This window comes from Pseudomonas donghuensis (assembly GCF_000259195.1).
Classification (GTDB): domain Bacteria; phylum Pseudomonadota; class Gammaproteobacteria; order Pseudomonadales; family Pseudomonadaceae; genus Aquipseudomonas; species Aquipseudomonas donghuensis.
Map to the genome: position 1 here is coordinate 192,508 of NZ_JH650764.1, position 24,148 is coordinate 216,655.

The 24,148-nt window shown below is 63.0% G+C and carries 23 protein-coding genes; 8 read left to right on the forward strand and 15 right to left on the reverse strand.

Annotated features, from left to right (window positions below; translation table 11 throughout):
* From UW3_RS30230 to dksA, 11 genes are all read right to left on the reverse strand, one after another.
* On the reverse strand, nt 1-163 hold a 163-nt coding region (locus UW3_RS30230), incomplete at its 3' end, for an acetyl-coenzyme A synthetase N-terminal domain-containing protein (RefSeq protein WP_010222993.1).
* Between the two features lie 90 nt (nt 164-253).
* Nucleotides 254-1,918 (reverse strand): glucose-6-phosphate isomerase, encoded by a 1,665-nt coding sequence (gene pgi / locus UW3_RS0113350; RefSeq protein ID WP_010222994.1) that lies wholly within the window; start codon nt 1,916-1,918, stop codon nt 254-256.
* Between the two features lie 124 nt (nt 1,919-2,042).
* Nucleotides 2,043-2,900 (reverse strand): pantoate--beta-alanine ligase, encoded by an 858-nt coding sequence (panC, locus tag UW3_RS0113355; RefSeq protein ID WP_010222995.1) that lies wholly within the window; start codon nt 2,898-2,900, stop codon nt 2,043-2,045.
* Entirely contained in the window at nt 2,897-3,697 is an 801-nt protein-coding gene (panB, locus tag UW3_RS0113360) for a 3-methyl-2-oxobutanoate hydroxymethyltransferase (protein ID WP_010222996.1), read from the reverse strand. Before panB ends, panC begins: the two co-directional genes overlap by 4 nt.
* Before the next feature lie 252 nt (nt 3,698-3,949).
* Nucleotides 3,950-4,426: a 2-amino-4-hydroxy-6-hydroxymethyldihydropteridine diphosphokinase gene (gene folK / locus UW3_RS0113365; RefSeq protein WP_010222997.1), complete on the reverse strand. Its 477-nt coding sequence runs from the start codon at nt 4,424-4,426 to the stop codon at nt 3,950-3,952.
* A 3-nt stretch (nt 4,427-4,429) separates the two neighbouring features.
* The gene (locus tag UW3_RS0113370; RefSeq protein WP_010222998.1) at nt 4,430-5,818 is read right to left on the reverse strand and encodes a polynucleotide adenylyltransferase PcnB; all 1,389 of its coding nucleotides are present in this window, start codon (nt 5,816-5,818) and stop codon (nt 4,430-4,432) included.
* Nucleotides 5,819-6,526: 708 nt separating this feature from the next.
* On the reverse strand, nt 6,527-7,966 hold the full coding sequence (locus tag UW3_RS0113375; RefSeq protein ID WP_010222999.1) for a sigma-54-dependent transcriptional regulator: 1,440 nt from the start codon (nt 7,964-7,966) through the stop codon (nt 6,527-6,529).
* A gap of 22 nt (nt 7,967-7,988) precedes the next feature.
* Nucleotides 7,989-10,943 carry a sensor histidine kinase gene (locus tag UW3_RS0113380; protein ID WP_010223000.1) on the reverse strand — a complete coding sequence of 985 codons (2,955 nt, stop codon included), beginning with the start codon at nt 10,941-10,943 and terminating at the stop codon, nt 7,989-7,991.
* Entirely contained in the window at nt 10,927-11,103 is a 177-nt protein-coding gene (locus UW3_RS28540) for a hypothetical protein (protein WP_003250005.1), read from the reverse strand. Before UW3_RS28540 ends, UW3_RS0113380 begins: the two co-directional genes overlap by 17 nt.
* Nucleotides 11,104-11,260: 157 nt before the next feature.
* The gene (gene gluQRS / locus UW3_RS0113390) at nt 11,261-12,148 is read right to left on the reverse strand and encodes a tRNA glutamyl-Q(34) synthetase GluQRS (RefSeq protein ID WP_010223001.1); all 888 of its coding nucleotides are present in this window, start codon (nt 12,146-12,148) and stop codon (nt 11,261-11,263) included.
* Between the two features lie 66 nt (nt 12,149-12,214).
* On the reverse strand, nt 12,215-12,661 hold the full coding sequence (dksA, locus tag UW3_RS0113395) for an RNA polymerase-binding protein DksA (RefSeq protein WP_010223002.1): 447 nt from the start codon (nt 12,659-12,661) through the stop codon (nt 12,215-12,217).
* Nucleotides 12,662-12,906: 245 nt separating this feature from the next.
* Between dksA and UW3_RS0113400 the strand changes: the two genes are divergently transcribed.
* Both UW3_RS0113400 and sfsA read left to right on the forward strand, forming a co-directional pair.
* On the forward strand, nt 12,907-14,079 hold the full coding sequence (locus UW3_RS0113400; protein WP_010223003.1) for a pyridoxal phosphate-dependent aminotransferase: 1,173 nt from the start codon (nt 12,907-12,909) through the stop codon (nt 14,077-14,079).
* On the forward strand, nt 14,079-14,792 hold the full coding sequence (sfsA, locus tag UW3_RS0113405; protein ID WP_010223004.1) for a DNA/RNA nuclease SfsA: 714 nt from the start codon (nt 14,079-14,081) through the stop codon (nt 14,790-14,792). The genes UW3_RS0113400 and sfsA overlap by 1 nt, the downstream gene beginning before the upstream one ends.
* Here the strand turns inward: sfsA and UW3_RS0113410 are convergent.
* Complete coding sequence (locus UW3_RS0113410; RefSeq protein ID WP_010223005.1) at nt 14,782-15,099, reverse strand: Rieske (2Fe-2S) protein; 318 nt, start codon at nt 15,097-15,099, stop codon at nt 14,782-14,784. The two genes, sfsA and UW3_RS0113410, sit on opposite strands and share 11 nt — an antisense overlap.
* Nucleotides 15,100-15,253: 154 nt before the next feature.
* Here UW3_RS0113410 and UW3_RS0113415 point away from each other — a divergent pair, with 154 nt between their 5' ends.
* The 3 genes from UW3_RS0113415 to UW3_RS0113425 are packed head-to-tail and all read left to right on the forward strand — an operon-like array spanning nt 15,254 to nt 17,921.
* Nucleotides 15,254-16,120 carry a heme/hemin ABC transporter substrate-binding protein gene (locus tag UW3_RS0113415; RefSeq protein WP_010223006.1) on the forward strand — a complete coding sequence of 289 codons (867 nt, stop codon included), beginning with the start codon at nt 15,254-15,256 and terminating at the stop codon, nt 16,118-16,120.
* A 50-nt stretch (nt 16,121-16,170) separates the two neighbouring features.
* Nucleotides 16,171-17,154, forward strand: a complete 984-nt coding sequence (locus tag UW3_RS0113420; protein ID WP_162471130.1) for a FecCD family ABC transporter permease — start codon at nt 16,171-16,173, stop codon at nt 17,152-17,154.
* Nucleotides 17,154-17,921, forward strand: coding sequence for a heme ABC transporter ATP-binding protein (locus UW3_RS0113425; RefSeq protein WP_010223008.1), 768 nt, complete (start codon nt 17,154-17,156; stop codon nt 17,919-17,921). Before UW3_RS0113420 ends, UW3_RS0113425 begins: the two co-directional genes overlap by 1 nt.
* Before the next feature lie 195 nt (nt 17,922-18,116).
* On the opposite strand, the gene UW3_RS0113430 is transcribed toward UW3_RS0113425, so the two are convergent.
* The 3 genes from UW3_RS0113430 to UW3_RS0113440 form a co-directional block, all read right to left on the reverse strand.
* The gene (locus UW3_RS0113430) at nt 18,117-18,401 is read right to left on the reverse strand and encodes a TfoX/Sxy family protein (protein ID WP_010223009.1); all 285 of its coding nucleotides are present in this window, start codon (nt 18,399-18,401) and stop codon (nt 18,117-18,119) included.
* A gap of 167 nt (nt 18,402-18,568) precedes the next feature.
* Nucleotides 18,569-18,913: a pentapeptide repeat-containing protein gene (locus UW3_RS0113435; RefSeq protein ID WP_010223010.1), complete on the reverse strand. Its 345-nt coding sequence runs from the start codon at nt 18,911-18,913 to the stop codon at nt 18,569-18,571.
* Between the two features lie 104 nt (nt 18,914-19,017).
* On the reverse strand, nt 19,018-20,580 hold the full coding sequence (locus tag UW3_RS0113440) for a bifunctional aminoglycoside phosphotransferase/ATP-binding protein (protein ID WP_010223011.1): 1,563 nt from the start codon (nt 20,578-20,580) through the stop codon (nt 19,018-19,020).
* Between the two features lie 116 nt (nt 20,581-20,696).
* On the opposite strand from UW3_RS0113440, the gene mrcB reads away from it, so the two are divergent.
* From mrcB to UW3_RS0113455, 3 genes are read left to right on the forward strand one after another with little or no spacing between them, the layout of a single operon-like run.
* On the forward strand, nt 20,697-23,018 hold the full coding sequence (mrcB, locus tag UW3_RS0113445) for a penicillin-binding protein 1B (protein ID WP_010223012.1): 2,322 nt from the start codon (nt 20,697-20,699) through the stop codon (nt 23,016-23,018).
* Nucleotides 23,019-23,042: 24 nt separating this feature from the next.
* The gene (locus UW3_RS0113450; protein WP_010223013.1) at nt 23,043-23,804 is read left to right on the forward strand and encodes a tetratricopeptide repeat protein; all 762 of its coding nucleotides are present in this window, start codon (nt 23,043-23,045) and stop codon (nt 23,802-23,804) included.
* Nucleotides 23,801-24,133 (forward strand): YqcC family protein, encoded by a 333-nt coding sequence (locus UW3_RS0113455; protein ID WP_026001315.1) that lies wholly within the window; start codon nt 23,801-23,803, stop codon nt 24,131-24,133. Before UW3_RS0113450 ends, UW3_RS0113455 begins: the two co-directional genes overlap by 4 nt.
* Nucleotides 24,134-24,148: the final 15 nt, after the last annotated feature.

The following is a 24,148-nucleotide window of genomic DNA, read 5'->3' on the forward strand; positions in this document are numbered from 1 at the left end:
GTTGGCTCCAGGGCTTGATCCAGTCCAGGGCCTTGGCCTGTTCGCTCCAGAAGGCATCGGGGTCGTCGATGGACTGGCGGTACAGGCGCTGGTAATCGGCCTGGCTCAGTTGCGCCGCTTTGCTGACCGCATCGGCTTGGGGAAAGTCGCTGATATCGAACATGGCGGGTCCTGTTCTGACGGATTGTTTTTGTCAGGACAGTGTAGCCGCTGCCCCTGGCCGTGTTCGTTCGGCCAGGGGCAGCGCGGGTGATCAACCGCGGTGACGGCTGCGGAAGAAGTTGATCAGGCCCTGGGTCGAAGCGTCTTCGGCAGGCTCTTCGATACCGCCGGTCAGGCGTTGGTAAACGCCCTTGCCCAGCTCCTTGCCCAGCTCCACGCCCCACTGGTCGAAGGCATTGATGCCCCAGATGACGCTCTGCACGAACACCTTGTGTTCGTACATCGCCACCAGCGCGCCAAGACGACGCGGGCTGATGCGCTCGACCACCAGGGTATTGCTCGGGCGGTTGCCCGGGATCACCTTGTGTGGCGCCAGCTTCTGGACTTCAGCTTCGGCCATGCCTTTGTCGCGCAGCTCGGCTTCGGCTTCGCTGCGGGTCTTGCCCAGCATCAGTGCCTGGCTCTGCGACAGGCAGTTGGCGTACAGCCACTGATGATGGTCGGCGACCGGGTTGAAGCTGACCACCGGGACGATGAAGTCGGCCGGAATCAGCTGGGTGCCCTGGTGCAGCAACTGGTGGTAGGCGTGCTGACCGTTACAACCCACGCCACCCCAGATGACCGGGCCGGTGTCGTGGTTGACCGGCGTGCCGTCCTGGCGAACGCTTTTGCCGTTGGATTCCATGTCCAGCTGTTGCAGGTGCTTGGTGATGTTGCGCAGGTAGTGGTCATACGGCAGGATCGCATGGCTCTGCGCGCCCCAGAAGTTGCCGTACCATACGCCGAGCAAGGCCAGCAGCACCGGCATGTTCTGTTCGAACGGCGCGTTCTGGAAGTGCTGGTCCATGGTGTAGGCACCGGACAGCAGTTCCTTGAAGTTGGCCGTGCCAATGGCCAGGGCAATCGGCAGGCCGATGGCCGACCACAGCGAGTAACGCCCGCCTACCCAGTCCCACATCGGGAAGATGTTCTCTTCGCGAATGCCGAAGGCCACGGCGGCGGCCTTGTTGCTGGATACGGCGATGAAGTGCTTGTACAGCTCGGCTTCCGAGCCACCCTGGGCCAGGTACCAGGCGCGTGCGGCCTGGGCGTTCTTCAGGGTTTCCAGGGTGTTGAACGACTTGGACGAAACAATGAACAGCGTGGTTTCGGCGCGCAGCTTGGCCGACAGCTCATGGAACTCGCTGCCGTCGATGTTTGCCAGGTAATGGCAGCGCACGCCACGCTGGGCGTAAGGCAGCAGGGCTTCGGAGACCAGCTCCGGGCCGAGGAATGAGCCGCCGATGCCGATGTTGACCACGTCGGTGATCGGCTTTTCGCTGTAGCCGCGCCACAGGCCATCATGGATGCGGCCAACCAGTTCGGTGACCTGGTTGAGGACCTTGTGCACCTCAGGCATCACGTTGACGCCGTTGACGCTCAACTTGTCGCCCACCGGGCGGCGCAGGGCGGTATGCAGGGCCGGACGGCCTTCGGAGGCGTTGAGGATCTCGCCTGCGAACAGTGCCTTGATTGCCTCTTGCAGGCCTACTTCGTTGGCCAGCTTGACCAGCAGGTCGCGGCTCTGGCCGTTGATCAGGTTTTTCGAATAATCGAGGAACAGCCCGCAGGTGCTCAGGGAAAACTGCTCGAAGCGTTTGGGCTCGGCATTGAATGCGTCGCGCATGCTGAAGGCCTGCATGGCTTCGCGGTGCTGCTGGAGCGCCTGCCAGGCGGGCAGGGCAGTAACATCATGGGGGGTGCGGTAATACGCCATCGCTGCAGGTTTCCTTATTGCGTGGACTGCCTTGGACACTGGAAACAGCGCCTTGTTTGCAGGCTGATGCCAATTATAGGCATGCAACCTGCGTTACAGGGAGAGGCTCCAGCGGGCGACCTGTTTACTTGTCGTCGAGAGTCAGGTGCAGGTTGTCGATCAGGCGGGTGTTACCCAGGACGGCTGCTACCAGGATTACCAGGTCACGGTCTTCCGGTGCTGCCGGGCGCAGGCTCAGGGCCTGGCGAATTTCCAGGTAGTCCGGGCGAAAGCCTGCCGCGGTCAGTTGCTGCTGACCGTTGGCGATCAGCGCCGGATAGTCGCGTTCGCCCTGTTCGATAGCCGCGGCCATCTGGCTCAGTACCCGATACAGCACAGGCGCCGTGGCGCGCTGTTCGTCGCTCAGGTAACCGTTGCGCGAAGACAGCGCCAGGCCGTCTTCGGCGCGCACGGTTGGCTCGCCGATGATCTGGATCGGCATGTTCAGGTCGCGCACCAGCGCACGGATCACCGCCAGTTGCTGGAAGTCTTTCTGGCCAAACACCGCCAGGTCCGGCTGGACCATGTTGAACAGCTTGCTGACCACCGTCGCCACGCCTTCGAAATGGCCTGGGCGGCTGGCACCGCACAGCCCGTCGGACAGTTGCGGGACGCTGACGCGGGTCTGCCCGGCCATGCCGTCGGGGTACATCTCTTCGACGGTCGGGGCGAACAGCAGATGGCAGCCGGCCTGGAGCAGTTTTTCCTGGTCAGCGGCGAGGGTCCGCGGGTACTTGTCGAGGTCCTCGCTGGGGCCGAACTGCAGGGGGTTGACGAAGATGCTGGCGACGACGAAATCGACCCGTTGTGCGGCCTTGGTCACCAGTGCGGCATGGCCGCTGTGCAGGTTGCCCATGGTCGGCACGAAACCGATGCGTTTGCCTTCGCTGCGCGCGCGCGCCACGGCGGCGCGCAGTTCGCGGACGGTCTTGACTGTATTCATGCACTGAACCCGTGTTCGCTGCCGGGGAAGCTGACATCCTTGACGGCGGTTACGTAAGCCTTGAGCGCGCCTTGAATATCGCTCTGGCCGGCCATGAAGTTCTTCACGAACTTCGGTACCCGGCCAGTCAGCGACAGACCGAGCATGTCATGCAATACCAGCACCTGGCCGTCGGTGGCGCTGCCGGCACCGATGCCGATGACCGGGATGCTCACCGCCTGGGTGATTTCCGCAGCCAGCTCGGTGGGTACGCATTCGAGCAGCAGCATGGCTGCGCCCGCCTGCTCCAGGGCGATGGCGTCGGCGCGCATTTGCCGTGCCTGGTTTTCCTGGCGGCCCTGAACCTTGTAGCCACCGAGGATGTTCACCGTCTGCGGGGTCAGGCCCATATGGGCGCACACCGGTACGCCACGCTCGGCCAGCAGGCGGATGGTTTCCGCCAGCCAGGCGGCGCCTTCGACCTTGACCATGTGCGCGCCGGCCTGCATCAGCGCGCCGCTGTTGGCGAACGCCTGCTCGGTGGTGGCGCAGGCCATGAACGGCAGGTCGGCAAGAATCAACGCACCTTCGTTGCCGCGTTTGACGCAGGCGGTGTGGTAGGCCATCTCGGCATTGGTTACCGGCAAGGTGCTGTCATGGCCCTGCAGGACCATGCCCAGGGAGTCACCCACCAGCAATACTTCCACGCCGGCACGGCTGGCGGCCTGGGCGAAGGTCGCGTCGTAGCAGGTCAGCATGGTTATTTTCTCACCCTTGGCCTTGAGGCTCTGCAGGGTGGTCAGGGTTACTTCTGGCATGAAAAGGAATCCTCGTTCAGGCGCTGTGAAAAACGACTGCGTACAACGCGTGTATTCATCTTCTGGAACAGCACATCATCGATCGTGGTGTTTGAATTACGACCTGTTCCAGGCCTATATACGCCTTTTTGCGGCGCTCGGGGCGCCACGGGACGCCTATAGTCGTGAGCGAGGGGGCTGAAGTCAATTACCCTGTTACCGCATTGTTACTAATGCGCTGTTACGGGCGTTACCGGCTGGGGGAACGCCCGGCTACAGGCGTTCCAGACCGACGAACGGGCAATCTGCCAGTAATTGGGACAGGGGCCGTTGATCGGCCAGGCAGAAGTCTTCAGGGACCAGTTCGGCCAGGGGGTAGAGGACGAACGGTCGTGCCTGCATGTGGTAATGCGGCACTTTCAGGCGCGGCACATCGATAACCTGGTCGCCGTACAACAGAATGTCCAGGTCGAGGGTGCGCGGGCCCCAGCGTTCCTTGCGTTCGCGGCCCTGATCGGCCTCGATGGCTTGCAGCGCATCGAGCAGGTCCAGCGGCGCAACGGCGGTATCCAGCGCCGCCACGGCGTTGGTGTAGCGCGGCTGGCCCGGTGACAGCGAGTCGCTGCTGTAGAAGGCCGAAACCGCGGCCAGGGCGCTGTCACGCAACTGCCCTAGCGCCTCGACGGCGCTGCGCAGTTGCTGTTCGGGATCGGCCAGGTTGCTGCCCAGGCCAATAAAGGCGCGGATCATCTGTTACTCGCCTGCAGCGCTGTCGGCGCGCTTGCGCTTGCTCGGGCTGCGCTTGCGTTTGCGCGGGCCGGCACCGGCACCTTCATCACGGCTGCCCAGCTCGCGGATCATGTCGCGGCGCTCGCTGTCGTTGCAGTCCTGATAGTCGGTCCACCATTGGCCCAGGCCGTCGGTTTCTTCACCCGCACTTTCACGCAGCAACAGGAAGTCGTAACCGGCGCGAAAGCGCGGGTTGTCGAGCAACAGGTCGGCACGTTTGCCACTGCGCCGCGGCAGGCGTTCCTGCATGTCCCAGATTTCGCGGATCGGCATGGTGAAACGCTTGGGGATTGCGATGCGCTGGCACTGTTCGGCAATCAGTTCGTGGGCCGCTTCGTTCATGGCCGGAATCGGTGGCATGCCACGGCTCTGCAGGCGCAGGGCGCGACCGGGCAGTGCTGGCCAGAGCATGGCGGCGAACAGGAAAGCCGGAGTTACCGGCTTGCCTTGCTTGACGCGCAGGTCAGTGTTGATCAACGCCTGGCTGATCAGGGTGTGGGTGTAGGTCGGGTGCTCTTCCAGCGCCTCGGCACTGGCCGGGAACAGCGGGTCGAACAGCTCCAGGTCAACGAGCATTTCGAAGGTGTCGGCCGCCTGCCCGGAAAGGAACAGCTTGAGCGACTCTTCGAACAGGCGAGCCGCCGGAATCTCGCGCAGCATTGGCGCCAGCTGGCGAATCGGCTGCACGGTGTGTTTTTCGATGCCGAAGTTGAGCTTGGCGGCGAAGCGCACGGCTCGCAGCATGCGTACCGGGTCTTCCTGGTAGCGCTGGGTCGGGTCGCCGATCAGGCGGATCAGGCGGTTGCGAATATCGTGCACGCCGTTGGCGTAATCAAGAATGCGCTCGCTGACCGGGTCGTAATACAGGGCGTTGATGGTGAAGTCGCGGCGTTGCGCGTCTTCTTCCAGGGTGCCGTAGACGTTGTCGCGCAGAATCCGCCCACTCTCGTTACGCGACGAGGTGTGGCTGTTCTCTTCTTCGCTTTCCGGGTGGTTGGCGCGGAAGGTGGCGACTTCGATGATTTCACGCCCGAAATGGATGTGAACCAGTTTGAAACGGCGACCGATGATGCGGGCGTTGCGAAATTCGGCGCGGACCTGTTCAGGGGTGGCGCTGGTGGCAACGTCGAAATCCTTGGGGGTGATGCCCAGGAGTTGGTCCCGCACGCAGCCACCGACCAGATAGGCCTGGTAGCCAGCATTTTGCAGGCGCTCGACGATACTCACCGCATGACGACTGAACTGGCCACGTTGCAGCGAATGTTGACCGCTATTGATCACTTCAGGCGTGGTGCGCTTGTGGTGCGTGCCACGTACGGGAGGACGGAACGACTGGAACAGCTTCTTCAGCATGGGATGCACTGTTTGAAGGAATGTTCGGCCAAAAACGAAGAATGGCCGCATGATGGGCGGGGATTCTAGCATTTACTCGGAGGATGGTGTAGGCGGTCGCGTCGGACGACGCACAGGCGGGCTGGGGCGGGCAGAAACTACAAGGGGAGCCGAAGCTCCCCAAGAAGTAGTTGCGTGCTCTTATTGTTTTTTTGCCGGGCTTTTTGTTTTTGTTGAGTGCCCTGCCCACAAAAAAAGCTTGTGGGCGGTCTCCCTAATCGGGATCAAGAGCAAACGGATTGCTTTGGTCGCTGAGGTTGCAATGATCATGCGATCCAACCAGTTCAGGCCCTGCTTGAGTGCAGTTTTTATTGTTCTCTGCCTGGTTGTGGGGCAAGCCCCAAATACAACTCCTCTCCAAAAGAATCAGTTAGCTGCGCCTCCGCCGTCTTGTTCTTATTGTGCGTGAGCCGATTCGTCTTATTTTTATTGTCTTTTGCAGTGCTTGTTATTGTTCTTGTACCAAACATATAGCAGGTGCCGTGCCAACTTTTTCAAAACCCAGTAAAACAAGGGGGTGGAGCGGTTTTGAGCGGTTCGCAAGGCGAAAAAAAACCGCGGCTTCGTTACCGTAAGCCCCGGTTTTTGTTACGACTTTGTGGTGCGGTAACAGTTTGTCGCAAGGTAGCGGTGTTACCTGTGCCCACCCGCGCAAAGCGCTGAAACGGCTCAGCCCTCGCTGGTGGCACCGCTCTTGCGCCGCGGGATGCCCAGGCGCTGGCGCCGCTCCCACAGGCACTTGCGGCTGACCCCAAGCTTGCGCGCAAGCTCGGTCTCGGTCATGTGATCCTGATGCTCAAGGACGAAATGCTGGAAGTAGTCTTCCAGCGACAGGTCTTCTGTCGGCTCGTGGCTGGTGTTGTTGGCACTGCTGCTGGCGCCCGACAGGCTGGCGAACGGCTCGTCGTCTTCGAGATCGCTGAGCTCGATGTCGATACCCAGCAGGTCGGCGGAAATCTCCGGGCTCTCGCACAGGATCACTGCGCGCTCCACGGCGTTTTCCAGCTCGCGCACGTTACCTGGCCAAGAGTAATGCCGAATCGCCTGTTCAGCGTCGTGGCCGAAACGCAGGTCGTTACGTCCGACCCGCGCACTTTGGCGGGCGAGGAAGGCGTTGGCGATTTCGTTGACGTCGGTGCCGCGTTCGCGCAGGGCCGGCAGTTTGAGAGCGATGACGTGCAGGCGGTAATAAAGGTCTTCACGGAACTGGCCGACTTTGGCCAGGTTCTTCAGGTCGCGGTGGGTGGCGGCGATCAGGCGCACATCGACTTTTTGCGATTGCACCGAGCCGACCCGACGAATTTCACCTTCCTGCAGGACGCGCAACAGGCGTGCCTGGGCTTCGAGTGGCAGTTCGCCGATCTCGTCGAGAAACAGCGTGCCACCATCGGCGGCTTCGACCAGGCCGGCACGCCCGGCGCTGGCGCCGGTAAAGGCGCCTTTCTCATGGCCGAACAGTTCCGATTCGATCAGGGTCTCTGGAATCGCCGCGCAGTTCACCGAGATCATCGGTGCCTTGGCTCGTCGCGACAGGTTGTGCAGCGCGCGGGCCACCAGCTCTTTACCGGTACCCGACTCGCCCTGGATCAGTACATTGGAGTCTGTTGGCGCGACCTTGCGTATCTTGCCGTACAGGTCCTGCATCGGCGGGCACGAACCGATGATGCCGATCTCGCCATTGGCCGCAGTACTGGTCGCCGCCTTGTCGCCAGGCGCGGCCTTGCCGTTGCCACGTTCAGTCGCAACGGCCGGCGCGTTCTGCCGGTCACGCAGGATGCGCGCAACGGCCTGGAGCATTTCGTCGTGATCGAATGGCTTGGCGATGTAGTCCACCGCACCCATTTTCATCGAGTCGACAGCAGAACGCAGGCTCGCGTAGCTGGTCATGATCAGTACCGGGGTGCCCTGGCCGAGCTTGATCAGTTCGGTGCCGGGCGCGCCTGGCAGGCGCAGGTCGCTGACAATCAGGTCGAAGGTCGCAATGCTGAAGCGTTCCTGGGCCTCTTGCACCGAGCCGGCCTCGCTGACCTGGTACTGGTTACGCTCAAGCAATCGGCGTAGCGCCGAGCGGATGATGGTTTCGTCTTCGACGATCAGAATATGCGGCATTGATTCAATTCTCTCGACGGTCTCAGTTCACAGCGGACGTCGCTACGACATGGCGCGGCAGGGTCACTCGGATCCGGGTGCCGCGTTGGCTCTGGCTATCGGCCGGGCTGTCGATGGTGATTTGTCCATAATGCTCTTCCACGATGGAATAGACCAGAGCAAGCCCCAGTCCGGTGCCTTCGCCCGGGTCCTTGGTGGTGAAGAAGGGTTCGAACAGACGATCCATGATGTTTTTCGGGATACCGCTGCCTTCGTCCTCGACGATCAGGTCGACGGTATGCTCGCTGGCTTCGCTCTTGACCCGCACCGCGCTGCCGGGCGGGGAGGCGTCGCGGGCGTTGGACAGCAGGTTGATCAGCACCTGGGCCAGGCGTTGCGGGTCGCCCTCGACCCAGTGATCGGGGTCGCACAGGTTGAAGAACTGTACTTCGAAATTGCGCCGGTTCAAGGCCAGCAGACCGATGGCATCCTGGGCCACTTCGGCCAGGCACACCGGCTCGTCGCTGTGCTGGTGGCTGCCGGCATGGGCGAAGCTCATCAGCGACTGGACGATGCGCGAGATGCGCTTGGTCTGCTCCAGGATCTGGCTGCTCAACTCGGTGATCTCGCCGTCCTCTTCGCGCTCTTCGCGCAGGTTCTGTGCCAGGCAAGCGATGCCAGTGACCGGGTTGCCGATCTCATGGGCAACCCCGGCGGCCAGGCGGCCGATGCTGGCCAGGCGCTCGGAGTGCACCAGCTTGTCTTCCAGGGCCTGGGTCTCGGTGAGGTCCTCGACCAACAACACCAGGCCGCTGTTGCCCGGTGCCAGCGGCTCGTCGATGGCCGCCTTGTGCAGGTTCAGCCAGCGGGTCTGACCGTCCAGGCCCAGGCGCTGTTTGTGCAGGTGTTCGTCGGGCACGTTGATGAAGCCCAGCAGCAGGCCGCGCCAAGGCTCGGCAATGGTCGCCAGGCGCGAGCCGACCACGCGCTTGGCGGGGATACCGGTGAGCTCTTCCATGGCCTTGTTCCACATCAGGATTTCCTGGTCCTTGGCCAGCGAGCAGACGCCCATTGGCAGTTCCTGCAGGGTCTGGCGGTGGTAGCGGCGCAGGGCGTCGAGCTCGGCGGCAAGGCCGGTCAGGCGCGAGTGGTAGTCTTCCAGGCGGCTCTCGATGAAGTGGATGTCTTCGGTAACGTAATTTTCGTTACCAGACTTGTAGGGCAGGAAGGTCTCGACCATGTCCTGGGCCACGCTTGGGCCCATCAGGCCCGACAGGTTGGCTTCGATGCGGTCGCGCAGGCGGCGCAGGGCATACGGGCGGCGCTCGTCGAACGGCAGGTAGAGATCGCGCAGGGCCTGCTCGACTTCCTTCTGCGCAGCCTTGGCGCCCAGGGGCTTGGCCAACTGGGTGGCGAACTCCTGCGGCGAAGCGGCGTGCAGCTCACGGCGCTGCGGGCGACGGACGTTATCCACCGCACAGGCCTCGGCGGCACTGACTTCTTCGCTGCTGGCGTTGGTGAACAGCGAGATCAGGGTGAACAGCAGCACGTTGGCCGCCAGCGAGGCGATCGCGGCCATGTGCCAACTGGTGTCGTCGAGCACATAGATCATGTTCAGCAGCGGGATGTAGAAGCCCTGCAGGTTGCCCACCAGCGGCAACAGCATGGTCACCATCCACACCAGGATGCCGGCCAGCAAGCCGGCGATGAAGCCGCGGCGGTTGGCGGTGGGCCAGTACAGTACCGAGAGTACGCCCGGCAGGAACTGCAAGGTGGCGACAAAGGCGACGATACCGAGATTGGCCAGGTCCTGCTGGCTGCCCAGGGTCAGGTAGAAGCCAAAACCGGCGGCGATGATGGCGACGATCAGCGCCCGTCGGGTCCACTTCAGCCAACGGTAGATGTTGCCCTCGGCCGGCGGCTGGTACAGCGGCAGCACCAGGTGGTTGAGGGCCATGCCCGAGAGTGCCAGGGTGGTGACGATGATCAGCCCGCTGGAGGCCGATAGCCCGCCGATGTACGCCAGCAACGCCAGCGCCTGGTTGTTGGCGGCGATGCCCAGGCCCAGGGTGAAGTACTCCGGGCTGGTGCTGGCGCCCATCTTCAGGCCGGCCCAGAGAATCAGCGGTACCGCCAGGCTCATCAGCAGCAGGAACAGCGGCAGGCCCCAGCTGGCACTGACCAGTGAGCGCGGGTTGAGGTTCTCGGTAAAGGCCATGTGGTACATGTGCGGCATCACGATCGCCGAGGCGAAGAACACCAGCAACAGGGTACGCCAGGGGCCTTCCTGCAACGGTGTGTGCAGCGCGGCGAGGGCAGTCTGGTTCTGCAGCAGCCAGACTTCCAGTTGATGCGGTCCGCCAAACACACCGTACAGCGCATAGAGGCCGATGCCGCCCAGGGCCAGTAGCTTGATCACCGACTCGAAGGCAATGGCAAACACCAGGCCTTCGTGTTTCTCCCGCGTGGCGATGTGCCTGGAGCCGAAGAAGATGGTGAACAGGGTGATCAGGGCACAAAAGGCAAAGGCCACCCGCGCCTTGACGGGCTCGCCCGTGAGGATACTGATCGAGTCGGCTACCGCCTGGATTTGCAGCGCCAGCAACGGCAGCACGCCGATCAGCATGAATACGGTGGTCAGCGCCCCGGCCCAGGTGCTGCGAAAGCGAAAGGCGATCAGGTCGGCCAGCGATGACAGCTGGTAGGTGCGGGTAATCTTCAGGATCGGATAGAGCAGTACCGGCGCCAGCAAGAAAGCGCCGGACACCCCCAGGTAACAGGCGAGAAAGCCGTAACCATACTGGTAGGCCAGGCCCACCGAGCCATAGAAGGCCCAGGCACTGGCATAGACGCCCAGCGACAGGGTGTAGGTCAGCGGGTGGCGGATGATCGAGCGCGGGATCATTCCGCGTTCGCTGACCCAGGCCACGCCGAACAGCACCAGCAGGTAGGCGGCGCTGATCAGGATCATCTGGGTCAGGCTAAAGCTCATCGGCATCACGTTGGCTCTGCAGGATAAAGGTCACGACGATCAGGATCAGCCAGAGCAGGTAAGGGCGATACCAGGCACCGGTTGGCTCGATCCACCAGTCCATGATGGCCGGGGAGAACAGGTAGATCCCCACGACCAGAAGCAGGACCAAACGATAGATATACATGCTGGCCTCAAAGGTAAGGACGCTGCGGCTTGGACTTATTATTGGCGCAAATGGCTGCGGCGATGGTAACGGGCTTGTGCGTTTTTGCCAAAGAATTGAATTTACTAGGCTTTCTGCGTCGGGGTAACTGTCTGTGGTGGGGCGGATCAGAAGGGAATCAGCGCAGGTCGGCCTCGGGCACGCTCAAGCGCCGGGGCAGGATGTCGGGGTTCCAGTGCAGTGCGGCATGGGCCAGTACTTCGGCCGGAGTGCCTTGCTCCATGCCCGCTTCGGTCGTCTGGCCCAGCGCGCGCAGGGCCCGCAGCAGCAGCGCAGTGGCCTGGTCGGCGGCCAGGGGCGGCGAGCGGTAGGACTTGCCCAGTTTGTGCCCGTCCGGCTGTACGATCAGCGGCACATGCAGGTAGCGCGGTTGCGCCAGCCCCAGCAGTTCCTGCAGATACAGCTGGCGCGGGGTGTTGTCGAGCAGATCGGCGCCGCGGACGATATCGGTCACCCCCTGCCAGGCGTCATCCAGCACCACGGCCAGTTGATAGGCGTACAGGCCATCACGGCGGCGAATGACGAAATCACCGACTTCGCGCCCCAGGTGCTGCTGGAAATGGCCCTGTACCCTGTCATCGAAATGGTAGACAAGCTCCGGCACCCGCAGGCGGATGGCAGCATTCTCGCGGCTATGCCCGGCGTTGCGGCACAGGCCTGGGTAAACACCGTTGTAACCTTCGAGCTGCTTGCGCGAACAGGTGCAGGCGTAGGCCAGGCCCTGACGGAACAGGCGCTCGAGCACTTCGGCATAGGCCTCGTGGCGCTGGCTCTGGTACACCACCTCGCCGTCCCATTCCAGGCCGTAGCTTTCAAGGGTGTTGAGGATCGCTGCCTGGGCACCGGGGGCTTCGCGGGGCGGGTCGATGTCTTCCATGCGCACCAGCCAGGTGCCGCCGACCGCACGGGCGTCCAGCCACGAGGCCAGGGCCGCGACCAGCGAGCCGAAGTGCAGGTAACCACTGGGGGTAGGGGCGAAGCGCCCAATATAGCTGGAGTCGTTCATGGGGTGTGGAGCCTGTAAATCAAACGGGGCGCTTTGAGCGCCCCGTTGCGTTGCAAGTTGCTGGCATCACGCCTTGCCGACTTGCTTTTCCTTTTTCTCGGCCAACTCTTTGCAGTCAAAACACAGGTCGGCGGTCGGGCGGGCTTCCAGTCGGCGAAGGCCGATTTCAACGCCGCAGGCTTCGCACCAGCCGTACTCTTCGTCCTGGATCTTCTGCAGGGTCTTGTCGATTTTCTTGATCAGCTTGCGCTCGCGATCACGGTTGCGCAGTTCCAGGGCAAACTCTTCTTCCTGGCTGGCGCGATCGGCGGGGTCCGGGAAGTTGGCTGCCTCGTCTTTCATGTGGTCCACAGTCCGGTCCACACTGGTCATCAGCTCCTGCTTCCACGCACCGAGAAGCATGGTGAAGTGCTTGCGCATGGGGTCGCCCATGTACTCTTCACCCTTGGTTTCCTTATAGGGTTCGACACCGTACATGGTCTGACTGGCTTTTTGCTTTTCTAGGGTGGACATGAATAGACCGCCTCTCACTTTTCTAATCCATTGCGCAGGCTGCTCCATCTCCGGCGCCCGCCGGCCCTGCGACTGCGAGCCGCCGAACTTACCAGATCGAACCGGGGTGCGCTACTCCCGGTTGTCAAGGCCGGGGCAATGGCACCAAGCCTTGAAGATCTTTGCAGTGGACCGCAGCTTTTGCCACACGTTCGACCCGGCGCATGGGTAGAATCATTATTCTAGACCCTTTTGAGAGAAGGCTAATGGCCCAGCCCTACAGTGCGCGCAGCCGCGCCATCGAACCTTTCCACGTGATGGCCCTGCTGGCCCGCGCCAACGAGCTGCAGGCGAGCGGTTGCGACGTGATCCACCTGGAAATCGGCGAACCGGACTTCACCACCGCGGCGCCTATCATCGAGGCCGGCCAGGCCGCGCTGGCCCAGGGGCATACCCGTTATACCGCCGCCCGCGGGCTGCCGGCGCTGCGTGAGGCCATTGCCACCTTCTACCAGCAGCGTTACGGGCTGAGCATCGACCCGCAACGCATCCTCATTACCCCGGGCGGCTCCGGCGCCTTGCTGCTGGCTGCCAGCCTGCTGGTCGATCCGGGCAAGCACTGGCTCCTCGCCGACCCGGGCTACCCGTGCAACCGGCACTTCCTGCGCCTGGTCGAAGGTGCTGCGCAACTGGTGCCGGTGGGGCCAGAGGTGAATTATCAATTGACCGCCGATCTGGTCGAGCGCTACTGGGACCAGGACACCGTCGGCGCCCTGGTGGCGTCGCCGGCCAACCCGACCGGCACGGTGCTTGATCGCGACGAACTGGCCGGCCTGTCGGCCGCTACCCGTGCGCGCAAGGGTCACCTGGTGGTGGATGAGATCTACCACGGCCTGACCTACGGCATGGATGCACCGAGTGTGCTGGAAGTCGACGACGAAGCCTTCGTCCTTAATAGTTTTTCCAAGTATTTCGGCATGACCGGCTGGCGCCTGGGTTGGCTGGTTGCGCCACCGGCGGCAGTGGCTGACCTGGAGAAACTGGCGCAGAACCTCTACATCAGTGCACCGAGCATGGCCCAGCATGCGGCATTGGCATGTTTCCAGCCCGGGACCCTGGCTATCCTCGAAGAACGGCGAGCGGAATTTGCCCGCCGTCGCGACTTTCTCTTGCCGGCCTTGCGTGAACTGGGCTTCAGGATTGCCGTCGAGCCTCAGGGCGCGTTCTACCTGTACGCCGACATCAGCGCCTTTGGCGGTGATGCCTTTGCCTTCTGCCAGCACTTCCTTGAAACCGAGCATGTGGCCTTCACCCCGGGCCTGGACTTCGGCCGCCACCAGGCCGGGCACCATGTACGCTTTGCCTACACCCAGAGCTTGCCGCGCTTGCAGCAAGCGGTTGAGCGAATTGCCCGCGGACTGCGGAGCTGGCAAGGCTGATGCGTTTTTCACCCACACTCGAAACCGCACGTTTGCTGCGCCGCTACAAGCGCTTCCTGGCCGATATCGAACTGGCCAACGGCGAGCAGATGACCATCCATTGCCCCAACACCGGCTCGATGTTCAATTGCATGGTCGAGGGCGGCCAGGTCTGGTTCAGTCGTTCCAACGACCCCAAGCGCAAGCTGCCCGGCACCTGGGAAATCAGTGAAACCCCGCAGGGGCGCCTGGCCTGTGTGAACACCGGGCGGGCCAACACCCTGGTTGAAGAAGCCTTGCGCGCCGGGATCATCAGTGAACTGGCAGGCTTTACCGGGCTCAAGCGCGAGGTGGCCTATGGCGAGGAGAACAGCCGGGTGGACTTTCGCCTGGAGTTCGCCGAGGGGCCGGCCTACGTCGAGGTCAAGAGCGTGACCCTGGGCTTCGATGATTGCAGCGTGGCCGCCTTCCCCGATGCGGTGACCCAGCGCGGCGCCAAGCACCTGCGTGAACTGGCAGCCTTGGCTCGCCAGGGTGTACGTGCGGTGCAGCTGTATTGCGTGAACCTGAGCGGTGTCGAAGCCGTACGCCCGGCCGACGAGATCGACAGGGCCTATGCCGATGCGCTACGTGCTGCGGTGGCCGACGGCGTCGAGGTGCTTGCCTACGGCACGCGGATCGATGGCGAGCAGGTCTATATCGATCGGCCGTTGCCGGTGTTGCTCAGTCGATAAGCCAGATGCCCTGGCTGTCTTCGCGGCAGCCCAGGGCCGTCAGTTGCTCGCCCTCGCAGGGACCCGCCACGCATTCGCCGGATTCGATCAGAAACAGCGCGCCATGGCGCCCGCAGGCAATCAGGCTGGCGCTGCTGTCGAGAAAGGCGTCAGGCTCCCAGTTCAGGGGGATACCGCGATGGGGGCAGTAATTGCGGTACAGGTAGACAGTGCCCGCACGTCGAACCGCGAAAATCCCGAGGTCATCGACACTGAAGCCGCGGCTCTGGCCTTCGCTCAGTTGTTCGGAACGACAAAGAAAATGCATGGTGAGGGGTTACCTGAAGTCACAGTGACGGCTTGACGTGCAAATGCAAATAATTATCAAATTGCCTGCATCAGCCGTATCGGACGCTTTATACCGTGCGTCCCCGGCATTATCCACCCGGATTGCCGCTCCTCCTCATTCAAGGAAGCCTGTTATGCGCCCAAGTGCCCGCCTGATCGCCCTGTGTGCCGGTCTTGTGTTCAACACCCTGGCCCAGGCTGAAGCCTTGCCGCAGCGCTGGGTCAGCGCCGGTGGGGCTTTGAGTGAGTGGGTTGCAGCGCTGGGAGGGGAGCAGAAACTGGTGGGGGTCGATACCACCAGCCAGCATCCTGAGTCGCTCAAGGCCTTGCCGAGCATCGGCTACCAGCGCCAGTTGTCTGCCGAAGGTGTGCTGAGCCTGCGCCCGGATGTGCTGGTGGGGACCGAGGAAATGGGGCCGCCGCCAGTGCTGGCGCAAATCCGTGGCGCCGGGGTCAAGGTCGAACTGCTTTCCAGCAAGGCTGATCTGGCGGCAGTCGAAACCAACCTGCAGCAACTGGGGCGCTTGCTCGGCAACGAGAACCAGGCCCGGCAGTTGTTTGCCGACTACCGCCAGCAACTGGCTGCCTTGCAGGGCAAGATCAAACAACTGCAAACCCGTCAGGCCGCCCCTGGGGTGATCCTGCTGGTCGGTCATGCTGGCGCCAAACCCATGATCGCCGGCAAGGGTACCGCCGGTGATTGGCTGCTCAAACAGGCAGGTGCGCGCAACCTGGCCGATAACGAAGGCTACAAGAACTTCTCGGTTGAAGCACTGGCGGCGCTCGATCCCGATGTACTGGTGTTTGCCGACCGTAGCCTCAGCGGCGAGCAGGCCTTGCAGGCATTGCTCAAGGAAAATCCGGCCCTGAGCGCCTCGCGCGCCGCACGCAGCAATCGCCTGATCGAGTTGGACCCGACCCTGCTGGTCGGCGGGCTCGGTCCGCGTCTGCCGACTACCTTGCAGAACCTGTCCACAGCCTTCTATCCGACAGCCCGATGAACCGGCTGATCAAGCCGCGCACGCTGTTCGTCACCCTGGCACTGTTGTGCCTGCTGGCGATCTGGTTGTCGCTGGCGCTGGGGCCGGTCAGCCTGCCACTGCTCGATACCCTGCGGGCCGGGGCGCGGCTGGTCGGGTTGCCGGTGGCCGGAGAAGGGCTGGAGCAGGCCGAGCTGATCCTTGGCCAGATTCGCCTGCCACGAACCCTGCTGGGGGTGGCTGTGGGCGCGGTGCTGGCGCTGACCGGGGTGGCGATGCAGGGGCTGTTTCGCAATCCGCTGGCCGACCCCGGCCTGGTCGGTGTCTCCGCTGGCGCCGCGCTTGGTGCGGCGGTGGCGATTGTCGGCGGCGCGTGGGTCGGTGGCATTCCTGAGGTGTTCGGCCCCTACCTGTTATCGCTGTGCGCCTTTCTTGGCGGCTTGGCGGTGACCGCGCTGGTGTATCGCCTCGGCCGGCGCGATGGCCAGACCAATGTCGCCACCATGTTGCTGGCGGGCATCGCCTTGACCGCCTTGGCCGGTGCGGCGGTCGGGCTGTTCACTTATCTGGCCGATGACGCCACCTTGCGTACCTTGACGTTCTGGAACCTGGGCAGCCTCAACGGCGCGAGCTATCAGCGCCTGTGGCCGCTGGTGCTGGTCGCCATCGTCGTTTCGCTGTGGCTGCCGCGGCGGGCCCAGGCCTTGAATGCCCTGTTGCTGGGCGAGTCCGAAGCCCGGCACTTGGGCATCGAGGTTGAGAAACTCAAGCGCGAACTGGTGTTCTGCACCGCTTTGGGGGTGGGCGCGGCGGTGGCGGCGGCGGGGCTGGTCGGCTTTATTGGCCTGGTGGTGCCGCATCTGGTACGTCTACTGGCGGGGCCTGATCACCGCGTGCTGCTACCGGCATCGCTGTTGGCTGGCGCTTCACTATTGTTGTTCGCCGACCTGGTCGCCCGCTTGGCGCTGGCGCCTGCGGAACTGCCCATCGGTATTGTCACCGCGTTTATCGGCGCACCGTTCTTCCTCTACTTGCTGCTGCGAGGGCGTGCCTGATGTTGCGAGTCGAGAATCTGTCGCTGCGCCGGGGCTCAAACCAGGTGCTGAGCGATATCAGCCTGGTGCTGGAAGCCGGCCAGGTGCTAGGTGTGTTGGGCCCTAACGGCGCGGGTAAAAGCAGCCTGCTGGGGGTGATGTGTGGTGAGCTCAGTGCCAGCGAAGGGCGAGTGACCCTGGATGAGCGAGGTCTATGTGACTGGCCCGGTCAGCAGCGCGCCCAGCGTTTGGCAGTATTGCCGCAGGTGTCCAGCCTGGGTTTTGCCTTCAAGGTCGAAGAGGTGGTGGGTATGGGGCGCTTGCCGCACAACAGCGGCCTTGAACGCGACCAGCAGATCATCGACCTGGCCTTGCAGGCCGCCGATGCCAGCCATCTGATCGGGCGCAGTTACCTGGCGCTCTCCGGGGGCGAACGTCAACGCGTGCACCTGGCCCGGGTGCTGGCGCAGCTGTGGCCAGGGGAGGAGGGCAGAATCCTGTTGCTCGACGAGCCGACTTCGATGCTCGATCCGTTGCACCAGCACACCACCTTGCAAGCGGTGCGCGAGTTCGCCGACCGCGGTGCTGCAGTGCTGGTCATCCTGCATGACCTGAACCTTGCCGCGCGCTACTGTGACCGCATCCTGCTGCTCGAGCAGGGCCGCGCCCACGCCCTGGATACCCCGCAGCAGGTATTGCGCCCGGATTCACTCAAGGCTGTGTTCGGCATCGACGTATTGGTACAACCCCACCCTGAGCGTGGGCACCCGCTGATCATCGCCCGCTAGGGCGCCCCGGAGGTCAACGCGAGGAAAAATACCAGGCAAAAAAAGACCCGGCAAAGTGCCGGGTCAATAACCGTGATTAGCCTGATGAGGAGATAATCTGAGAGTCCGAACCAGGGGCTTTCAGGTTACCCAACCAGTCTCGCGACCAGTTGTGATAATCATAACGATTCTCATTATCGAGTCAAGCGCCGTGGCTTAATATTCTCGATTATTTTTCTGTACACCCGCTTTACCGTCCAGTTGCTGGTTCAAGGCTTCCTTGCGTTCGGCCGGAATGTCATTCCAGTGCACATCGAGCAAGGCGCCTTCGATTGCATAGAGCAGCACCTTCGAAGCCCGGAAGCCTCGGGTGCGCACGGCCTTGTAGGCATTGACCGCACCCAGCCGGCGTAGGTCCGAAGCGCTGTGGATGCCGACCGCATGCAGCCACTGCGCAGAAGTCTTGCCAAGGTTTTTCAGATGCTGGAGTTCATCGTTCATCAAGCCTCCTTGCGACGGCTGAACGGGTCTTGATTGAGGAATCGCGGCAGGTCAATGAGGAGTGTAGCGGCACTTGGGAAATACGCGGCGTTTTGCCATCCGCGTGCCGACGGGTAGCCGAAAACCGCCCGCAAGGCCGCAGCCCGCGGGCGTTTCGCTCGTTGGTATCAGCGTGTACGGTAGCGCAAGCGGGTGCCGAAATTGACCGACATGAGGATCTCGTCGGCGCTCAGTTCGCTGGGAAAGTAGGTGCCGGAAATCTGCGCATGGGCAAGGCTGGCGCCTTCCAGGCTGTTGTGCCGCAAGTCCAGGCCGCGCAGGTCGGAGGCACGGAAGTAGGCATCGGTGAAGTCGATGCCGGTGGTGTCCAGGTCGCGCAGGTCGAGCCCACGGAAATCACCGCCGCGAAAGTCGACGGTGCCGTCCCTGGGCTTCTCGCGGTTGAAGCTGGTGATCTGTTCGTCATGCACCAATGCATACAGCGCGCTGTCCAGTTGCCGTGGCTGACTCATGAGACACCTCCTTGTTTGAGCTTATGGTGACACTATAGTGCCACCATTGCGGAGGTGCTCGGAATCAGGCGTGAAGTGTCGACTGCTTCACGTCTCGGGGTGCATTACAGCCCTGGCAGGCGCTGGCGGATCTGTTTGACCAGCAGGTCGAGGCTGCCGCTTTCGTTGGTTTCCACCCGCTTGCTCTGCAGCAGCTCTTCGGCGCTGAGCGGGTCACGGCTGGCCTGCTGAGCCTTGACCACTTCGAGGGTGGCGTCCGACGGATCGTTCTGATCGGCCTGACGCTGGGCCAGCCAACTGGCAATCACCGCATCCGGTGCATTGCAGTCGAGGATCAGGAACGGCACACCGGTTTCGCTGGCAACGCCGGCTGCGGCCTGACGCTGGTCGTGCTTGAGGTAAGTGGCGTCGATGACCACCGGGAAGCCGGCACGCAGGATGGTTTCGGCCAGCTGATGCAGGCGCTGGTAGGTGGCCTGGCTGGCGTCTGCACTATAAATGCCGGCTTGCAACTGGCCGGCATTGGCGCTGGCTTGTTCACCGAACAGGCGCTTGCGCTCGACGTCCGAACGCAGGCGGATGGCGCCCAGGGCATCGACCAGGCGCATGGCCACGTGGCTCTTGCCGACGGCGGAAACACCGTGGGTGATGGCCAAAAAGCGCGACGGAATGGCGCTGTAGCTTTCCGCCAGGTTGGCGTAGTTGCGGTAGGTGCGCAGGGTGGTGGCGCGCTGCACGGCATCGGCGTTGGCCGGCATGCTGAACAGGGCGACCTTGGCCCGCACCAGTGCGCGGTAGGCCTTGTAGAAGTTCAGCAACTCCAGGCCGGCATAATCGCCGGTCAGCTCCAGGTACTGACTGATGAAGCGCCGCGACAGCGATTTCAGGCCGCGGTCTTCAAGGTCCATGGCCAGGAACGCGGCGTCGGCGTAGACGTCGGTCAGGCGGAACGGCTCGTTGAACTCGATGCAGTCGAAAATCACCACCTTGCCGTCGATCAGGGTGGCGTTGCCCAGGTGGATGTCACCGTGGCATTCGCGAATGAAACCTTCTGCCTTACGCTGCTCAAGCAGACCGTGCAGGCGCTTGAAGCTGTCCTGGGCCCAGGCCTGCAGGACATCCAGTTGTTGCAGGTCGGCCTTGTCGGACAGGAACGGGCGAATCTGTTCGAAGTTCTGCTCGACCGGGGCCATGACGCTGTCCGGAGTGCCCAGCGGATGCTCCACGGCCACCTTCGGCGCCGCCAGGTGGAAGCGGGCGATCTGTTCGGCCATCTGGTCGATGTGCGCGGCGGTCAGTTCGCTATTGGCCTGCAGGGTGCTGAGCATCTGGCTCTGAGGGAACTGGCGCATTTTCAGCGCGTATTCGATCGGCTCGCCTTCGCCGCCCAGTTGCGGTGCTTCGGCGCTGCCGGTGATCGGCAGCACTTCCAGGTACAGGCCTTCGGTCAGGCGCTGGTTCAGGCGCAGCTCTTCGGCGCAGAAGTGCGCGCGCTGGGACAACTGGGTGAAGTCGAGGAAACCGAAGTTCATCGGCTTCTTGATCTTGTAGGCATAGTCACCGGTGAGCAGCACCCAGGAGATATGCGTCTCGATGACCTGAAATGCCTTCACCGGGTGAGGGAACAGGGCGGGATTCTGCAGTGCTGTGATCAAGGCTTGGCTCACGGGCGATCCTTCTGGGTCAGGAGATTCGAATCGGCCATTATGGCCGCAAGCGGGGCTGGTGCAAACCGCCGGAGGGCGCCTGTCGATGATTGATAAAGTGCGTATAATCCGCCGCCATGACTCGATCCCGATCCCCCCGTACCGCTAAAAAACGCCCGTCTGGCCGCTCGCGTGCCTGGCTGGGCTGGGCCCTGAAGCTCAGCCTGGTCGGCCTTGTGCTGGTGGCGGGCTATGCCATTTACCTCGACGCCGTGGTCCAGGAGAAGTTCTCCGGCAAGCGCTGGACGATTCCGGCCAAGGTTTACGCCCGGCCGCTGGAGCTGTTCGTCGGCCAGAAGCTGAGCAAGGCTGATTTCCTTATCGAGCTCGATGCCCTCGGCTATCGCCGCGAAAGCGTCGCCAATGGCCCGGGTGCGGCGGCGGTCAACGGTAATACCGTCGATCTGAATACCCGTGGCTTCCAGTTCTATGAAGGCATGGAGCCGGCGCAAGGCGTGCGCGTGCGTTTTTCCGGCGACTACGTTGCCAGCCTGAGTGGCGCCAACGGCTCGAAGCTCGACGTGGTGCGTCTGGAGCCGCTGCTGATCGGCGGCCTGTACCCGAAAAACCTCGAAGACCGCATCCTGATCAAGATCGACCAGGTGCCGCCTTACTTGCTGGAAACCCTGGTGGCGGTGGAAGACCGCGACTTCTATCACCACTTCGGCGTATCGCCCAAGTCGATTGCCCGGGCGGTGTGGGTCAACACGTCATCCGGCGCCATGCGCCAGGGCGGCAGTACCCTGACCCAGCAGTTGGTGAAGAACTTCTACCTGACCAACGAACGCAGCCTCAGCCGCAAGCTCAATGAAGCAATGATGGCGTTGTTGCTCGAACTGCATTACGACAAGCGGGAAATCCTTGAGGCCTACCTCAACGAGGTGTTTGTCGGCCAGGACGGCCAGCGCGCCGTGCACGGCTTTGGCCTGGCCAGTCAGTTCTTCTTCAGCCAGCCGCTGTCGGAACTCAAGCTGCATCAGGTCGCCTTGCTGGTCGGTATGGTCAAGGGGCCTTCCTATTACAACCCGCGGCGTTACCCGGAACGGGCGACGGTACGGCGTAACCTGGTGCTCGACCTGCTGGCTGAGCAGGGCGTGGCGACCCCGGAAGCGGTGGAAGCGGCCAAGAAGATGCCATTGGGCGTGACCAAGCGCGGCAGCCTGGCCGACAGCTCGTACCCGGGCTTCCTCGACCTGGTCAAACGCCAGCTGCGCCAGGACTATCGCGACGAGGACTTGACCGAAGAAGGCCTGCGCATCTTCACCAGTTTCGACCCGATCCTGCAGATGAAGTCCGAAGCGGCCATGGGCGAGACCTTCAAGCGTCTGGCCGGGCGCAAGGGCGCGGATGAAGTCGAAGCGGCAATGGTGGTGACCAACCCGGAAACCGGTGAAGTCCAGGCCCTGATCGGTAGCCGCCAGGCTGGATTTGCCGGCTTCAACCGCGCCATCGACGCGGTGCGGCCAATCGGCTCGCTGGTCAAGCCAGCGGTGTACCTGACCGCCCTGGAAAAACCGAGCAAGTACACCCTGACCAGTTGGCTGCAGGACGAGCCGTTTTCGGTCAAAGGCGCCGATGGCCAGGTGTGGAAACCGCAGAACTACGATCGGCGTTCCCACGGCACCATCTATCTGTATCAGGGCCTGGCCAACTCCTACAACCTGTCGACGGCCAAGCTTGGCCTGGAGTTGGGGGTGCCGAACGTGCTCAACACCATCGGCCGGCTGGGCGTGAACGTTGACTGGCCAGCCTTCCCGTCGATGCTGCTGGGCGCCGGCGGGATGTCGCCGATGCAGGTTGCGACCATGTACCAGACCCTGGCCAATGGCGGTTTCAATACGCCGATGCGCGGCATTCGCAGCGTGCTCACCGCCGAAGGCGAGCCGCTCAAGCGTTATCCGTTCCAGATCCAGCAAACCTTCGACCCGGGCGCCATTTATCTGGTGCAGAACGCTATGCAGCGGGTGATGCGCGAAGGTACCGGGCGTTCGGTCTACAGTGTGCTGCCAGGCTCGTTGAACCTGGCGGGCAAGACCGGTACCAGTAACGACTCCCGTGACAGCTGGTTCGCAGGCTTCAGCCAGGACCTGCTGGCGGTGGTGTGGCTGGGCCGTGACGACAACGGTAAAACACCGTTCACCGGCGCCACGGGTGCCTTGCAGGTCTGGACCAGCTTCATGCGCAAGGCCGACCCGCTGCCGCTGGACATGCCGCAGCCCGACAACGTGGTTCAGGCCTGGGTCGATCCGCACAGTGGCCAGGGCTCGGACGCCAGTTGCCCGGGCGCCGTGCAGATGCCGTATATTCGTGGGAGTGAACCGCCGGCCGGAGCTGCCTGTGGCGGTGAGCCGGACCCTGCCGAGTCCGTCATGGACTGGGTCAAGGGTTGGATGAATTAAGCACTAGCCTAAAGAGGGTGTGAAGTGAACAAGTGGTGGTTTCCAGCCTTGACGGTGCTGGCTTTGCTCAATGGCTGCGCCAGCAATCCGCGCGGCTCCATTCCCGTGGTCGATTCCAGTACCCGGGTGTCCAACAGTGAGCGGGTCACGGCCAACCGTGGCGCGCCTGCGCAGATCTACAGCGGTACGCGCCAGGCGCAAGCCGTGCCGCAGGACTCCGGGGTGATGGTCATGGTCCCGCAAGGTGCCGGCGCTGCACCGATCCAGACGTTCCCGGCATCCACCGGCGCCGCACCGATCAGCACCGGACCGATTACCCCGGGGCCGAGCAGCTCGGCGCCATTCGACAGCAGCTCGACCAACGCCGGCAGCTACACCATGCCGAGCAGCAGCGCCCCGAGCGCGCCGAGCGGGATTCCGCGCGCCAGTGCTGCCAGCGGCGGCCTGTCGGCTGACGAACAACTCGACGGCCCGGTGCTGGCGCTGTTGACCACCGCCCAGCAGCAACAGAGCGGCGGCGACTACAACGGCGCTTCGTCGAGCCTGGAGCGTGCCCAGCGCATTGCCCCGCGTGAGCCGCAGGTGCTCTACCGTCTGGCCCAGGTGCGCCTGGCCCAGGGCGATGCCGCGCAGTCCGAGCAACTGGCGCGCCGTGCACTGACCTACGCCAACGGCCGCCCCGACCTGCAGGCCGGGTTGTGGAACATCATTGCCCAGGCACGCGAGAAACAGGGTGATTCAGCTGGCGCAGCGTTGGCACGGCAGAAAGCCCAGGTCAACCTGTGATGGATCCGCGCATTCTCGATATCGCCGATCACCTGTTGTTGATTGAGCATGAGCTGCGCCTCCAGGGCTGGTGGAGTGATGAGCCGCCCAGCGCCCAGGCGTTGGCCAGCACGGTGCCCTTCGCCGTCGACAGCATGAACTTCGATCAGTGGCTGCAGTGGATTTTCCTGCCGAAGATGAAAGTGATTCTCGAGAAAGGGCTGCCGTTGCCAAATGCCTCCGGCATCCTGGTCATGGCTGAAACGGTATACGTCGACCGCCCGGAGCAAAGCCGCGAGCTACGCAGGCTGCTAGCAGAGTTTGACCAATTGATCAGTCCTTCTGCCTGAATTTCCCTCTTTTCA